Origin of the sequence: Natribaculum luteum, from assembly GCF_023008545.1 — an archaeon.
GTDB classification, from domain to species: Archaea; Halobacteriota; Halobacteria; order Halobacteriales; family Natrialbaceae; genus Natribaculum; species Natribaculum luteum.
In genome coordinates this window covers 3,478,236-3,494,043 of the sequence record NZ_CP095397.1, presented here as the reverse complement: position 1 = coordinate 3,494,043, position 15,808 = coordinate 3,478,236, and the positions used below count along the sequence as shown (strand labels likewise).

The window sequence follows — 15,808 nt, the reverse complement described above, 5'->3', positions numbered from 1 at the left end:
GCGCGTGGCCGCCCGGACGTTTCGCGAATTTCTCGACGTCCTCGAGGAGGGAGACGAGACGAACTCCATCACCGACGAAATCTCCTGGGACCTCGAGGCCAGTGCGATCACGATGCTGGCAAACGAGTTCGACGACCGGATTCCCGTCTTCGAGCGGATCGAGTCAGCGATCGACGGCGCGCGCCTCGTCGGCGATCCCTACCGCGGACCGCGACACCGTCCCTGGGATCGGTTCGCTCGAGCGCTCGGCCTCGAGGCGGGGCTGTCCGGGCCGGCCTACTACGAGGCGGTGATCGATCGGCTCCGTTCTTCGCACGAACCGACCGTCGTCGAGGCGTCGGCGGCCCCGTGCAAGGAGGTCGTCCGGACGGGCGACGCGGCCAGCTTGCTCGAGTTTCCCTGGCCGTACATCCACCAGGGCGACGGCGGGCGGTACGCCAACCTCGCGACGCTCGTCGCGCCGGATCCGGACGGCGACTGGGAGAACTGGTCACACCACCGCGCGATGATCCACGCCGCCTCGCAGGCGAGCGTCCTCTTTCTGGCCGGCGAGCAGGTGCCGAACCTCTACTACTACGAGTACGAACGCCGCGACGAACCGATGCCAGTGGCGCTCGCGATCGGTGCGGGACCGGCCGTCGAGGCCGCCTCGCGGATGTGGATCCCGGTCGGTCGGAGCGAGGCGGCCTTCGCGGGCGGACTGCAGGATGCGCCGGTCGAACTCGTCGAGTGCGAGACGAACGACCTCCACGTCCCGGCGTCGGCGGAGGTAGTCGTCGAGGGGCGGGTCCTCCCGAACGAACGGCTCGACGAAGGGCCGTTCGGCGACTACTTCGGCTACATGAACGGCCCGCGGCGGTCGATGCCGGTCCTCGAGGTCGACGCGATCACCCACCGGCGAGCGCCGTACCTGCCGTTTTGCGTCGAGGGGTCGGGCGTCGGCTACAGCCGCAACTCCTCGAGTACGTTCCAGACCGCGGCGAGCGGGCCGGACGCCACGCTCGGCCTCCGGGCCGCCGGGTTCGACGTCGAGATGGCGGTGCCGTGGGACTTTACGTCCCGGACCGTCTGGGTTATCGCGATCGAGCGGTCCTACCCCGGAACGCTACACGAACTCGCGAACTTCATCTTCACGACCTGGGGGATGCTCCACATCGACTTCTTCGTGTTCGTCGACGCGGACGTGAACCCGCTCGATCCCCGTGCCGCCCTCGAGGCGATCGCGTTGCACGCCGATCCCGACCGCGACTTCCACCAGTTCGGCGTCGAGCGGATGCCGAAGGTGCCGCTCAACATCTACCAGACACCGGACGAGAAAGGCAGCGCGACGGTCGGCACGTCGAAGTCGAAGACGGCGAAGGCGTACGTCGACGCGCTGGCCGACGGCTCGCGTCCCGTCCAGACGATCGGCGATCGAGCGGCGCGCGAACGGGCCCGCGACCTGCTCGTCGAGGCGGGAGTCGACGAGACCATCTTCGAACACGACACCGGAGGAGATCGATGACGGCGTTTCGCAACCACCTCGGCTTCCTCCGGAAGACCGACGACCTCGAGTCGCTCGAGCGACCCGAGTCGCCGTCGCCGCAGGTCGTCGCCGCGGAGGCGCTTCGAGCCAACGGGCCGGCGTTGCGGTTCACGACCGACGGCTCGGCGCTCGGACTCGCCAGCGGCATCTACGGCGGCGTCGACCAGCTACAACGCCGACGCCGCTACCCGTGGACGCGACTCGGCATTGGCCTGGGCGTCGATCGCGACCCGGCGTACGTCGACGTCCTCGAGGCGCTGCTCGCGCTCGGGAGACGGCTCGACGAGCGCGACGTCACCTACGTCGCGCGTGCGGCGTCGACCACCGACCTGAACGTGCGCGACCTCGAACTCCCGACGCCGCCGGACGAGACCTGGCCGCGATTTACGCTCGGCGTGCTCTCGGTCGGTGCCGACGAAGGCTCCTACTGGACACCGATCCACGGGACGGTGATCGACGACCGGACGCTTCGCGCTCGCGTCCCCGACGCGATCACGGACCAACTCGAGCAGGGCGACGCCGTCTCGGTCGCGCTCGGCGTCCCGTCGGAGGCGCTGGCGGCGACGTACCTGCTCGCGGTCACCGACCGGCTCTCGACGCCGATCGAGGACCGCGGCGTCGGGGCCGCCGTGCCCGTCGTTCCGACGGCCGGCGGGGTCGTCCCCAGTTCCGCCGAGGTCGTCCTCGAGACGACCGTCGCCGACCAGCAACCCGAAACCCGCTCGGAAAAGCGGGAGTTCTGGGAGCGACTCGTCGACGGGACGACGCTCACACTCGAGGTGGACGACGTGTTCGCTCGCGACGACGCCGTCGTCCCGTTTACGCCACTCGGCGTCCCGCTGTCCGACGACCTCCTGCTCGTGACGCTGGCCACGGCGACGACGCTTTTCGACCGCGTCAACAGCTACTGGGGCGTCTCGCCCGTCGAGTGGCTGCTCTTGCCGGTCGAGGGACGGCTCGGCATCTGCTTCGTCGCGACCGAAACCCTCTACGCCGGTTTCGAGTGGCAGCTGGCGAACTTCCTGTTTTCGCTCTCGGACTGCTTCGACAAGGTCGTCGTCGTCGATGGGGAGACGAGTCCGCGAAACTTCGGGCGGGTGCTCGGCGACATCTGGGTCAAAGCCCACCCGTCGCGCGACTGGCTGTTCAGCGAACCCAACGCGCCGTCGGCTCGCATGCCGACCTACCACAGCGAGGGCGACACCGGCGCTCGCCTCTACGTCGACGCCACGTGGGACCCCCGGTGGGACGACGAGTACATCGCCCCCCGCGTCTCCGTCACCGACTCGTACCCGCCCGAGATCAGAGACGCCGTCTGCGAATCGTGGGCCGACCTCGGCTTCGAGAACGACCTCGAGGGCGACGACCTGACGTAAGGCGCACTCGAGTCGGCAAGCTGTATACGAAACTGTTTACGCAAGACTGCGTCGGGGTCGGATCGAGGAGAGCCGTCGACTCGAGTTTTATTCCACACGACGCGTAAGGAAACGCTCCGAAGTAGTTATTACAACTGACGGAACCTCCTGCGGTGTATGCCACCGAAACACAACATGTCCGACTACGAGCGAGAGCGTGAGTCGTTCTCGTGGACGGACATCTACGCCGACGCGGACGGGAACGCACCGGAGGAGCTGAACATCGCACACGAGGTCTGCGATCGTCACGCCGAAAACAAAGAGAAGGTCGCGCTCTATCAGGTCGACGAGGACGGCGAGCTGACGACGATGACCTTCTGGGAGCTGGCCGAGGAGACGAGCCGGTTTGCCAACGTCCTCGAGGACCTGGGCATCGAGCAGGGCGATCGGGTCTTCTCGTACATGCCGCGGATTCCCGAACACTACGTGGCGCTCGTGGGGACCCTCAAGCGCGGCGCGGTCTTCGGCGGCATCAACGAGCGGTTCGGACCGGACGGCATCTCCTATCGCCTGTCGGACTGCGACGCGACGGCGGTCGTCACCACCGCCGACAACCGCGACACCGTCGCGACGGCACTCGAGGACGCACCCTCCGTCGAGCACGTCATCGTCGTCAGCGACGACGGGACGGGTATCCGGCGCGGCGACGTCAGCTACTACGGCGAACTCGAAACCGCGAGCCGCGAGTACGAACCCGCTTCGACCGGCGGCGAGGACGACGCCCTGCTGTACTACACCAGCGGGACGACCGGGCTGGCCAAGGGCGTCCTTCACAAGCACCGCTGGGTCACCGGCGTCGCTGCCACCCAGAAGTACGCCGCCGACCTCCGGGAGGGCGACTGCTACTGGTCGACCGGCGACCTCGGCTGGCTGACCGGGCCGATCAACACGCTCGGCGCCTGGTTCTGGGGCACCGCGCTGTTCACGTATCAGGGCGAGTTCGATCCCGAAACCTGGGCCGACCTCCTCGACCGATTCCCGATCAGCGTCCTGTTCTCGGTGCCGACCGCCTACCGGATGCTCCGGGAACACGAGGAGGTACTCGAGGGGACCTCCCTCGACTTGCGCCACGCGCTGTCGATCGGCGAACCGCTCTCGGCGGGCGTCGTCGAGTGGGGCGAGGAGACGCTGGGCGTGACGATCCACGACACCTACGGTCAGACCGAAACGGGGAATATGATCATCAACAACTATCCATCGATGGAGGTCCGACCCGGCTCGATGGGCAAGCCCCTCCCCGGAATCGAGGCCGACGTCGTCGACCCGCAGACGGGCGATCCCGTAGAGCCCGGTGAGACTGGCGAGATCGCCCAGCGCGGGGACTACCCGTGTTTCTTCGCCGAGTACTGGGAGAAACCGGACCAGACCCAGGACTGCTTCGTCGACGGGCCCGGGGGCGAGTGGTACCTCTCTGGCGACCTCGCGCACAAAGACGACGACGGCTACTTCTGGTTCGAGGGCCGGGCGGACGACGTCATCATCTCCTCGGGATACCGCATCGGACCTTTCGAGGTCGAGAGTTCGCTGGGTGAACACGACGCCGTCGCCGAGGCCGCCGTCGTCCCGAAACCCCACCGCGAGCGGGGCAACATCGTGAAGGCGTACGTCGTGCCAAGCGAACGGGCGGACCCCTCCGAGGGCCTCGCGGAGGACATCAAGACCCACGTGAAAGAGGAACTCTCGGCCCACGAGTACCCTCGCGAGATCGAGTTCCGCGAGGAGTTGCCCAAGACCGTCACCGGGAAGATCCGCCGGACGGAACTCCAGGACGACGCAGAAGCCGAAGCGGACGACTGAGCCGACACTAGAGACAATGGATTTCGAACCATCACAGGAGCGATCACTGATCCGCTCGACGGCCGAAGAGGTGGCCGCCGAGTACGGACCGGAGCACTGGCGCGAGAAAGAAGAGAAAGGGGAGTTCTCCGAGGCGTTCTGGGACGAACTCGCCGAGGCCGGCTTCCACGGCCTGCTGATCCCCGAGGAGTACGAGGGTGCTGACATGGGCATGCAGGAGATGGGGCTGGCGATGGAGACCCTCTGTGCCGAGGGCTGTGGCATGGCCGGCACCTGGTATCTGGTGCTCACCGCTGGCATGGCGGCCGTCGGCATCCGCGAGTACGGCACCGACGAGCAGAAAGAGACCTACCTGCCCGACATCGCGAACGGGAAGCGAAACTTCTCGATCGGCATCACCGAACCCGAGGCCGGGACGAACACGCTGAACGTCGCCACCACCGCCGAGAGAGAGGGCGACGAGTACGTCCTCAACGGGCAGAAAGCCTGGATCACGTTCTCCGACCGTGCCGAGAACATGATCATCGTCACGCGGACGACGCCACTCGAGGACGTCGATCGGGGCACCGACGGCATCAGCCTGTTCATCGTCGACATGGACGACCCGAACATCGACGTCTCGCCGATCCCCAAACACGCCATCAACTACTCGAAGTCGTGTGAGGTCTTCCTGGAGGACGTCCGGGTCCCCGAGGAGAACTTGCTCGGCGAGGAAGACGACGGCTGGTGGGTCCTCGTGGACATGCTCAATCCCGAGCGGATCGGCTTCGCCGCTGCCGGAACCGGCATCGGGAAACTCGCGGCGAACGCGGCGATCGAGTACGCCAACGACCGCGAGGTCTTCGGCGCGCCGATCGGCACCCATCAGGGCGTCTCCTTCCCCATCACGAAAGCCTACGCGAAGATGGAGACGGCCGCGCTCATGCGCGAGAAGGCCGCCTGGCTCTACGACCAGGGCGAAGACTGTGGCTACGAGACGAACGTCGCGAAGGCGACGGCCGTCTCCGCCGGCATCGAGGCCGTCAAACATTCGATGCAGGCCTTCGGCGGCTGGGGCTACGCGAAGGAGTACGACGTCGAACGCTGGTGGCGCGAGATCAACCTCACCCGCCTCGCGCCCGTCTCCCAGCAGATGGCGTACAACCACATCAGCCAGCAGCTCGGCTTCCCCAAGTCCTACTGACCATGTTCGAGAAACTGCTGGTCGCAAACCGCGGCGAAATCGCCGTCCGCGTCATGCAGGCCTGCGAGGAGCTGGGCGTCGAGACGGTCGCGGTCTACAGCGACGCGGATCGCTCGGCCGGCCACGTCGAGTACGCCGACGAGGCGTACAACGTCGGTCCCGCACCCGCCAGCGACTCCTACCTCGACCAGGAGGCGATCCTCGAGGTGGCCGAACGCGCCGGGGCAGATGCCGTCCACCCGGGGTACGGCTTCCTCGCGGAGAACGCCGAGTTCGCCCGCCGCGTCGAGGAGGCCGACGGAATCACCTGGGTCGGTCCGTCGAGCGACGCGATGGAGGCGCTGGGCGAGAAGACGAAAGCCCGCCGTGTCATGGAGGCGGCCGACGTCCCCGTCGTCCCCGGAACGACCGAACCCGTCGAGTCGGCCGCCGAAGTGCGCGAACTCGGCGCGGAGTACGGCTACCCGCTGGCGATCAAAGCCGAGGGCGGCGGCGGCGGCCGTGGCATGAAGATCGTCCGTGGTGACGAAGAAGTCGAAGACGCCCTGGAGAGCGCGAAACGCGAGGGGAAAGCCTACTTCGACAACGAGTCGGTCTACGTCGAGAAGTTCCTCGAGGAACCGAAACACATCGAGGTGCAGATTCTCGCCGACAACCACGGCAACGTCTTGCACCTGGGCGAACGGGACTGCTCGCTCCAGCGTCGCCACCAGAAGGTCATCGAGGAGGCACCGAGCCCGGCCCTCGACGCCGACCTCCGCGCGGAGATCGGCGAGGCGGCCCGTCGGGGCGTTCGCGAGGCCGGTTACACGAACGCGGGGACGGTCGAATTTCTCGTAGAGGACAGCGTTGCGTCGGAGACGCAACGAGGGGAAGGCGGCGCAGCCGCCGAACCACAGTTCTACTTCATGGAGGTGAACACACGCATCCAGGTCGAACACACCGTAAGCGAGGAGGTCACGGGTATCGACGTCGTTCGCCAGCAGATCCGCGTCGCCGCCGACGAGGAATTGCCCGTAGCGCAGGCCGACGTGGAAATCGAGGGCCACGCGATGGAGTTCCGGATCAACGCCGAGAACCCAGCCGAGGAGTTCGCCCCGACGCCCGGCACGCTCGAGGCGTACGACCCGCCGGGCGGACTCGGCGTCCGCCTGGACGACGCCGTCGCCCAGGGCGACGAGATCGCGGGCGACTACGACTCGATGATCGCGAAGCTGATCGTCCGCGCACCCACGCGAGAGCGGTGTCTCGAGCGCTCCGCCCGAGCCCTCGCCCACTTCGACGTCGCCGGCGTGGAGACGACGATCCCGTTCCACAGGCTGATGCTCGAAGACGACGTCTTCCGGGCTGGCGACCACACGACGAAGTACCTCGATCACGAGGTCGACGCCGCAGACCTGGAAGCGGCAGTCGACCGCTGGGGTGCGCCCGAAGCGATCGGGGGGGTCGACGGCGAGCGCGCGACGAACGAACTCGTCGTGGAGGTCGACGACCGGCGCTACGAGGTGGTCGTCGAGGACGGCCTCCCACGAGCGGCCGCGAGCGCCGAGCGGCCAAACGGCGGCGGTGAGGCGTCCTCGAACGGCGGCGGCACGCAGGTCGCGGCGAGCGACGCCGTCACGGCCGAGATGCAGGGGACGGTCCTCTCGGTGAACGTCTCCCCCGGCGACGAGGTCGGAGGCGGCGACGTCGTCTGCGTCCTCGAAGCGATGAAGATGGAAAACGACGTGGTCGCGCCGGCGGGCGGCACCGTCGCCGAGGTTCCGGTCTCGGAGGGCGACTCCGTCGACATGGGCGATCCGCTGGTGGTGTTCGAGTAATCATGCGACTCAGGATCGACGAATCCACGACGGAAGGTGAAGCGCGGGCGATCGCGAAGGCGCTCGCCGACCACTTCGGCGACGACGTCGACCTCTACGTGGGCGGCGACGACGACCCGCTCGCGAGCGCGTCGGCCAGCGCGAACGGCACCGGAGCACCGACCCCTCGAGCAGACGGCGAAGCCGTCGACGACCTCGAGCCGACCGAACGCGAGGAGCTGCTGCTCGAGGAGATCGAGGACATCCTCGAGGGCGGCCCCGAGAAGTACAAAGAGCGCCTCTCCGAGCAGGGGAAGCTGTTCGTTCGCGATCGGCTCGACCTCTGGTTCAACGGCGAGGACGGCGTTTTGTTCGAGGACGGCAAGTTCGCGAACTTCGATTCGGACGACAGACTGCCGGCCGACGGGCTGCTCACGGGTGCGGCCGAGTTCGAGGGCCGCGACGTCCACTTCATGGCCAACGACTTCACCGTCAAGGCGGGGTCGATGGCCGGGAAAGGCGTCGAGAAGTTCCTGCGGATGCAACAGCGAGCGCTGAAGACCGGCAAGCCAGTGTTGTACCTGATGGACTCCTCCGGCGGCCGGATCGACCAGCAGACCGGCTTCTTCGCCAACCGTGAGGGCATCGGGAAGTACTACTACAACCACTCGATGCTCTCCGGTCGCGTCCCCCAGATCTGCGTGCTCTACGGGCCGTGTATCGCCGGCGCGGCGTACACCCCGGTGTTCGCCGACTTCACGGTCATGGTCCGGGACATGAGCGCGATGGCCATCGCGAGCCCGCGGATGGTCCAGATGGTCACCGGCGAGGACATCAGCATGGACGACCTCGGCGGTCCCGACGTCCACGCTCGCCACTCCGGCAGCGCGGACCTGATCGCCGAGGACGAAGAACACGCCCGCGAACTCGTGGCGAAACTCGTCGGCTACCTGCCGGACAACGCAGACGAGACGCCGCCCCGGACGGACGGGACGGCACCGCGACTGTCTCCCGAGGGCATCGACGCGGTCGTCCCCCAGGAACCGAATCGCGGCTACGACATGTTCGACCTCATCGAGCGGGTGGTCGACGCAGATTCCGTCCTCGAGTTGCGCCCCGAGTACGGTCCGGAGATCATCACGGCGTTCGCGCGGATCGACGGTCGCCCGATCGGCATCGTCGCCAACCAGCCCAACCAGCGGGCCGGGGCGATCTTCCCCGACGCCGCCGAGAAGGCCGCGGAGTTCATCTGGACCTGCGACGCCTACGAGATCCCGCTGCTGTACCTGTGTGACACGCCCGGCTTCATGGCCGGTTCGCAGGTCGAGAAAGACGGCATTCTCGAGCAGGGCAAGAAGATGATCTACGCCACCTCGAGTGCGACGGTTCCGAAACAGTCGGTCGTCGTCCGGAAGGCCTACGGCGCGGGCATCTACGCGATGTCGGGGCCGGCGTACGACCCCGAGAGTGTGATCGGGCTCCCCAGCGGCGAGATAGCCATCATGGGCCCCGAGGCGGCGATCAACGCCGTCTACGCGAACAAGCTCGCGGAGATCGACGACGAGGACGAACGCGAGCAGCGCGAACGGGAGTTACGCGAGGAGTACCGCGAGGACATCGACGTCCACCGGATGGCGAGCGAGGTCGTCATCGACGAAATCGTCCCGCCCAGTTCGCTTCGGGACGAACTCGAGGCACGCTTCGAGTTCTACGAGACCGTCGAGAAGGACCTCCCGTCGAAGAAACACGGAACGATCCTCTGACCACACGATGACAAGCATGACGAACACACCAGCGATAATTACGAACCCATGACTGGGCTGTACTACGAGGAGTTCGAGGTCGGCGAGACGATCGAACACGAGCGTCGCCGCACGATCTCGGAGAGCGACAACCAGCGGTTCTGTGACATGACGATGAACCAGCAGCCGTTGCACCTGGACGCGGCGTTCGCCGGCGAGACGCAGTTCGACGAGCGCCTCGTCAACGGCCTCTACACGATGTCGCTCGCGGTCGGCATCTCCATCCCCGAGACGACGGACGGCACCATCGTCGCCAACCTCTCGTACGACGACGTCGAGCACCCGAAGCCGGTCTTTCACGGTGACACGATCCGGGTTCAGTCGACGGTGACGGACAAACGCGAGACTAGCGACGGCGAGCGCGGCATCGTCACGATGCACGTCGAGGTCTTCAAAGTGAACGACCCGGACGAACCGCTCGTCTGTGAGTTCGATCGAACCGTGCTGTCGCTGAAACGCTCGAGTAAGGCGTAACGCCCGGTGGTCCGGCCTCGAGAGCATCGCCGACGCGCTCGACGCCGTCGGCTCGGTGGCCGCTCGCGATCGCAGGTCGACGGTCCCGACTCTCGTAATAGCAGGTAGGTGGTGGATCTCTCGAGTTATACTTTCTTCTATATTTCGCACCGGCGATCTCGACGCTCGAGACGGAACCCGTCCGAACCAGCCGGTTCCTTGCCCGTTCGGCGGCGAGACGCGCGTTCGGTGGCGATTCGAGACGGAAACGACGCATCGAAGTCGAGTGCGTCGAATCGTCCGTTCGAGCACGAGTCGACGTACCGCCGAGCCGTCTCGATCGAACGTACTGGCAGTCTGCGCGCTCGATAGCGGCTGTCCCGGCTGCTCGAGTGCAGACCTCGGACGAGTCTCCGGCGGTTGCAAGTCGATTCGACGAGATATCAAATCCAGATTATCAGTCAGATACTAGGGTTGTATGTGGATCTGGGAGTTGTGCGACGAACTCGAGAGTCGCGTCCTCGTTCGCCGACGTCGGCCGACTCCGTGCCGTCACTCGTTGCGACCGAGCAGCCACCGCCAGCGTTGTTCGAGTGGCCCCTCGACGTCAGCGAGGAGCGTTCGCGCCTTCTGGACGCGCTCGTCCGGCGGCAGCGTCGGGTACAGCCGCGCTGCGACGGCGGGGATCGAGTAAAACTGTCGGAGGTGGTCGGCGCTGATCTCGCTCTCCCAGGTGCCCGTCTCGAGGGCGAACCGATCCTGCAGTTCCGCTTCGATGTCGGTGGCGTCGCTCGGCGACCGTGAGTCTCGAGCGAGTGTCTCGAAGACGTCCCGGCCGTCGGCCGCGTACCAGCCAAGCGGTGCGACGGCCGCGACGACGCCCCCGGATCGGAGCACGCGACTCGCTTCGGCGACCGCGCGTTCGGGATCGGGCGTGAGAAATAGCGACGCGGTGAAGACGACCGCGTCGAAGCCGTCCACCGCGAACGGGAGCGCGTCGAAGTCGCCCTGCACCCGATCGGTGGTCGGATTCTCGAGGAGCATCTCGCGGCTCAGGTCGAGCGCGACGACCGCGTCCCCGACGGTTCGGAGGCGACGCGTGCTCGCTCCGGTTCCGGCACCGGCGTCGAGGAGGCGGACGGGGTCGTCCGCGAGGGCGTCGTCGACGACCGTCGCGAGTCGCGCCGCCAGCGTCTCGAACTGGCCCGTCTCGGCTTCGAACTCCCGGTAGGTGACGGCGCTCGCGTCGAAGTTTCGGCGGATCGCATCTTTCATCGTTCGTGATCGTCGACACGTGGTGGGAGTACAAAGCAGTACTGTACGGACGAGAAATCGCCAGGGTGGAAGACGCCGGCGCTTTGCACCTACGCGCGCGCCGACCCGAAGTCCAGACCCAGGTAGTCGGCTGCAGTCCGGTAGAAGACGTCGCGTGCGACGTCCGCTGGGAGGTCGCGGTCGAGCAGGCCGACCCGCTCGTTGCGATACGGGTACGGAACGTTCGGAAAGTCCGAGCCGTACATGATCGACTCCGAGAGTTCGACGAAGGTTTCGTCGGGGATGGTCGACGGATCGAACCCCATGGTCTCCTCGGCGGACGTCGACATCGCGAACGTCGTATCGAGGTAGACGTTGTCGTACTCGCGTGCGAACTCGAGGAAGCGATCGACCTCGTACGTGCCCATGTGGGCACAGCAGACCCGAAGGTCGGGATACGAGGCGACCACGTCCTCGAAGACGTCCGCGCCGACGTAGGGGCTGTCCTCGAACATCGGGGCCGTTCCCCCGTGGTACGTCACCGGCCGGTCGAACGCGGCGGCGGTCTCGAGTGCGGGTTCGAGACGCGGATCGGCCGGCGTACACTCCTGGACCGGACAGTGGAACTTCAGCCCTCGAGCGCCGTCCTCGAACGCCCGTCGGACGACGTCGCCGACGTCCTCGTCGTCGGGGTGGACCGTGGCGAACGGGACGAGTCGGTCGGACCGTGCGGCCTGCGCACAGAGCCACTCGTTCAACTCGGTCGCGAGACTGGCCTCGTGAACGTACGGCAAGGCCACGTAGGTCGAAACGCCCGCCTCGGACAGCACGTCCTCGATCTCCGGGCGAGCGGTGGGGTGGGAAAACGACCAGCCCGCTTCGTCGCTGAGCGCGCGTCGAATCGCCTCGGTGAGTCGTTCGGGAAACAGGTGCGTGTGTGCGTCGATCGCTGGCCGAAAGCGGACGTGACGGTCGTCGTCCCCCTCGTTCGATCGGTCGTCTGCCGGCATCGCCACCCCCGTCACTCCGATGCAGTCGCGACGAGCACCGAGCGATCGGTACCGAGAATGACGTCCTGGGTGACGCTTCCGAAGACCGCCTTTCCGGCCGGCGATCGCTTCCGACCGGCGACCGCGATCAGGTCCGCGTCGTGTTCGTCTGCGACCTCGAGGATAACCGAGGCCGGATCGCCGCTGCCCTCCTCGAGTGTCACCTCGATACCCGCCTCCTCGAGGATTTCCTGGGCACGGCGGACCGCGCCGACCTGGGCGATCGACGCACCTTCCGGGTTCTCGTCGAACGAGTGGACGAGGACCGCGGTGACGTCGTCGCCGGGGAAAGCGAGGAGTTCCTCTGCCAGCGCTCGAGCACGATCGGCATCGGTATCGATACCCACGACAACTGTGTACATACACGCGAGTGGACGACCGCATGACAGATAGATGTGTCGGCAGCGGCGAAGTACACGACTCGAGCAGACACGAGTGAGTGCGGAGTCGTCGAAAAGCGACGGACTACCAGTATCACGATAGTTGTTCGAGGCTGATTACACGGCTACTGCTGTAAGCAGTCGTATGCGAGGTCGTGAGTCCCGGAAACACATGTCACTCGCCCACCTCGTCATCGACATCCTCCTGACAATTACAGCCACCCTGATCGAGTAACTCGGTGATCGAATAGTACTGGCCACACTCTTCGCAGGTGATCTGGACACTTACGAACACGGAGAAGTCGCCGAGAGAGAGCACGCCGGTACGGGCGAGTCGCTGCAACGTGTTCTCGGTGACGGCAGTGAGGCGATTTTGCAGACTGGCGATCGTATCTCTCCCTTTCTCGAGCGGATCGCCCGTATCCTTCTCGAGTTCGACGTCACAGCAGTCCCGGAGGTGGCTGTGTATCGCCTGGTGGGAGACGAAGTCGCTGGTGACGCGTTCGACGTCGATACCCTCACGTTCGAGTCGTCGGCGAGCCTCGATTTCGCCGCTGTCGTCGCTCGTGAGGAGTGCGTAGAGGTTCTCGACCTCGCCATTGAGCGGATCGACGCCGGCGGCTTCCAGCGCTGCCTGCAACACCCGTTCGTTGAAGTACCGCTCGAGTTCACGGAGGCTGTACTTCTCGCTGCCACGCCCCGTCCACCGGGCGGCGAGGTCCGCGTTCATCCCCGGGAGGTCGTACGACTCGATCGTCCGCCCGACCTTGCACGAACACCGTGGCATCGCCTCGTCGGCGTGACCGTCGTTCCCGCGATGGTGGCTCATCAGTACCACGTGAGTCGGGCCCGTAGAAAAACCTTGAGAAATCGGTACTCCTCTCCCGTCACAAGGAGTGTATAGTTTAATATGGCTGGCTACGACAGCACTACACGTGAACTCGTACGTGACAGGAACGTCGGATGTACAGGTGTCCGTCGAGAACGTGGGCGGTATCGACAGTACGACCGTCTCGTTCTCACCGGGAATAACGATCCTTTCGGGAAGGAACGCGACGAACAGAACGTCGTTTCTTCGATCGGTAATGGGCGCGCTGGGAAGCGACGACGTCTCGCTGAAAGGCGACGCCGAGCAGGGCGAGATCGAACTGACGATCGGCGACGAGACGTACACCAGATACCTCGAACGGACGGGCGACGGACTCACCACGGCTGGCGACCCGTATCTCGAGGATCCGGAGGTCGCGGATCTGTTCGCGTTTCACCTCCAGACCAACGAAGCCCGTCGGGCGGTCGAAGGAGGCGACGACCTGCGCGAACTCATCATGCGGCCGATCGACACAGCGGCGATACAGGAGGAGATCGAACGGCTGCAGTCGGAGAAGCGAGCGATCGACGCCGAACTCGAGGAACTCGACGAATTATCGCGACGACTGCCCTCGCTCGAGGAGGAGCGAACGACGCTCACCGAGAGCATCGAGGAGAAACGGCAGGAACTGGAGGCAAAACGGACGGAACTCGACGAGGCGGACGAGAACGTCGCGGAGGGACGTGACGGTCAGTCCGAACTCGAAGACGCGCTCGCGACGTTGCAGTCGACCCAGTCGGAACTCGAAGACGCCCGGTTCGACCTGGAGACCGAACGAGAGACGCTCTCGCACGTAATCGACGAGCAGGACGAACTCGAGGCGGAACTCGAGTCGCTCTCGGAGACCGAAACCGAGACGATCGAGACAGTCGAGGAACGCATCACGACGCTGCGCGAGCAGAAGCAGGCGCTCGATTCGGAGATCAACGACTTACAGACCATCGTCCGGTTCAACGAGGACATGCTCGACGGGGCGAGCGCCGACGTTCTCTCGGCCCTTCGCGACGACGAGAGCGAGTCGGTGACCGACCAGCTGCTCGAGGACGAACAGACCGTCATCTGCTGGACGTGCGGGAGCGAGGTGAAACGAGAGGAGATCGAGGATACGCTCGATCGGCTCCGGGACCTCCGAAAGGAGAAGGTCTCCGAACGATCGACCATCCAGAGCGACCTGCGCGAGCTCACGTCGACGCAAAAGGAGCTGCAGAGCCGGCAGGATCGCCGCCAGCGGATCACACGCCGACTCGACGAGATCGACGACGAGATCGAACGGCGCAAAGCGCGTATCGACGACCTAGAGGAGCGCCGCGAGGATCTCACGGCGGAGATCGAAACGCTCGAGACGGACGTCGAGCGACTGGAGTCCGAAGAGTACGGCGAGATCGTCGACCTCCACAAGGAAGTCAACACGCTCGAGATCGAACTGCGCAATCTCGAGGGAGAACGCGAGGACGTGGAGGCGGAGATCGATCGGATCGAGACACGCATAGACGACCGCGACCGACTCGAGCGACAGCGCGACGAGGTCCGAGAGGCGCTGGAAGAACAGCGAACGCGGATCGAGCGAATCGAGCGTGAAGCCGTCGACCACTTCAACGAGCACATGGAGACGATCCTCGAGTTGCTCGATTACGACAACCTCGAGCGGATCTGGATCGAGCGAACCGACGGCCCCGAACTCGGCTCGGATCGATACGAGGGCGGGCGGTTCGATCTTCACATCGTTCGGACGGCCGATTCGGGGCGTGCGTACGAGGACACGATCGAGCACTTGAGCGAGAGCGAACGCGAAGTGACCGGCATCGTCTTCGCGCTGGCCGGCTACCTCGCCCACGAGGTCTACGAGGACGTCCCGTTCATTCTGCTGGACTCGCTCGAGGCGATCGACGCCGACCGAATCGCCCGACTCGTCGAGTACGTCGCCGAGTACGCCGAATACCTGGTCGTCGCGCTGCTGACCGAGGACGCGGCACCGCTCGAGGGAAAGTACGAGACGGTCACCGAAATCTGACTCGCTCGCGATTCCTCCGCCGTCGCTACCTCGACTGTCGGCTGTTTCGGGTCGCCAGTCGCGACCGCGACCACCACCCGGTCGTTCGTCTCTCGGGAACGCAACGGGCACACGTTCTTACGGACATATGCCTGTAAAGAAACCGTGATCGACGTGTGGAATGGTGACAGCAATGACGATGGCTGTTCACGTCTGTACGTCGTTGTCTATCGGAGAGGCCGCGAGTCACCCGTCGACGAGGACGACCACCGTTCCCCTCTGGCGAACGATAG

12 protein-coding genes are annotated in these 15,808 nt (G+C 65.6%); 8 read left to right on the top strand and 4 right to left on the bottom strand.

All coding sequences use genetic code 11. The annotated features are described in order from the left end of the window. Positions 1–4 precede the first annotated feature (4 nt). The 7 genes from MU558_RS18000 (at position 5) to MU558_RS17970 (ending at position 9,995) form a co-directional block, all read left to right on the top strand. Positions 5–1,504 (top strand): UbiD family decarboxylase, encoded by a 1,500-nt coding sequence (locus tag MU558_RS18000; protein ID WP_246975047.1) that lies wholly within the window; start codon positions 5–7, stop codon positions 1,502–1,504. Beyond that, positions 1,501–2,901 (top strand): UbiD family decarboxylase, encoded by a 1,401-nt coding sequence (locus MU558_RS17995; RefSeq protein WP_246970369.1) that lies wholly within the window; start codon positions 1,501–1,503, stop codon positions 2,899–2,901. The genes MU558_RS18000 and MU558_RS17995 overlap by 4 nt, the downstream gene beginning before the upstream one ends. A gap of 156 nt (positions 2,902–3,057) precedes the next feature. Beyond that, positions 3,058–4,737, top strand: a complete 1,680-nt coding sequence (locus MU558_RS17990; protein WP_246970366.1) for an acetate--CoA ligase — start codon at positions 3,058–3,060, stop codon at positions 4,735–4,737. 16 nt (positions 4,738–4,753) lie between these two features. After that, positions 4,754–5,920, top strand: coding sequence for an acyl-CoA dehydrogenase family protein (locus tag MU558_RS17985; RefSeq protein WP_246970364.1), 1,167 nt, complete (start codon positions 4,754–4,756; stop codon positions 5,918–5,920). A 2-nt stretch (positions 5,921–5,922) separates the two neighbouring features. After that, positions 5,923–7,740 (top strand): acetyl-CoA carboxylase biotin carboxylase subunit, encoded by a 1,818-nt coding sequence (locus tag MU558_RS17980; RefSeq protein WP_246970362.1) that lies wholly within the window; start codon positions 5,923–5,925, stop codon positions 7,738–7,740. A 2-nt stretch (positions 7,741–7,742) separates the two neighbouring features. After that, the gene (locus MU558_RS17975; RefSeq protein ID WP_246970360.1) at positions 7,743–9,482 is read left to right on the top strand and encodes an acyl-CoA carboxylase subunit beta; all 1,740 of its coding nucleotides are present in this window, start codon (positions 7,743–7,745) and stop codon (positions 9,480–9,482) included. Positions 9,483–9,530: 48 nt separating this feature from the next. Next, positions 9,531–9,995, top strand: coding sequence for a MaoC family dehydratase (locus MU558_RS17970; RefSeq protein WP_246970358.1), 465 nt, complete (start codon positions 9,531–9,533; stop codon positions 9,993–9,995). Positions 9,996–10,526: 531 nt separating this feature from the next. Here MU558_RS17970 and MU558_RS17965 read toward each other — a convergent pair. The 4 genes from MU558_RS17965 to rdfA all read right to left on the bottom strand — a co-directional run bounded on the left by MU558_RS17965 (position 10,527) and on the right by rdfA (position 13,486). Beyond that, positions 10,527–11,249, bottom strand: a complete 723-nt coding sequence (locus MU558_RS17965) for a class I SAM-dependent methyltransferase (RefSeq protein ID WP_246970356.1) — start codon at positions 11,247–11,249, stop codon at positions 10,527–10,529. Between the two features lie 89 nt (positions 11,250–11,338). Next, positions 11,339–12,238 (bottom strand): amidohydrolase family protein, encoded by a 900-nt coding sequence (locus MU558_RS17960; RefSeq protein WP_246970354.1) that lies wholly within the window; start codon positions 12,236–12,238, stop codon positions 11,339–11,341. 11 nt (positions 12,239–12,249) lie between these two features. Continuing rightward, positions 12,250–12,639 carry a universal stress protein gene (locus MU558_RS17955; protein WP_246970352.1) on the bottom strand — a complete coding sequence of 130 codons (390 nt, stop codon included), beginning with the start codon at positions 12,637–12,639 and terminating at the stop codon, positions 12,250–12,252. Positions 12,640–12,832: 193 nt separating this feature from the next. Then, positions 12,833–13,486: a rod-determining factor RdfA gene (rdfA, locus tag MU558_RS17950; protein WP_246970350.1), complete on the bottom strand. Its 654-nt coding sequence runs from the start codon at positions 13,484–13,486 to the stop codon at positions 12,833–12,835. A gap of 67 nt (positions 13,487–13,553) precedes the next feature. Here rdfA and MU558_RS17945 point away from each other — a divergent pair, with 67 nt between their 5' ends. Beyond that, the gene (locus tag MU558_RS17945) at positions 13,554–15,536 is read left to right on the top strand and encodes an archaea-specific SMC-related protein (RefSeq protein ID WP_377071361.1); all 1,983 of its coding nucleotides are present in this window, start codon (positions 13,554–13,556) and stop codon (positions 15,534–15,536) included. The last annotated feature ends 272 nt before the right edge of the window (positions 15,537–15,808 follow it).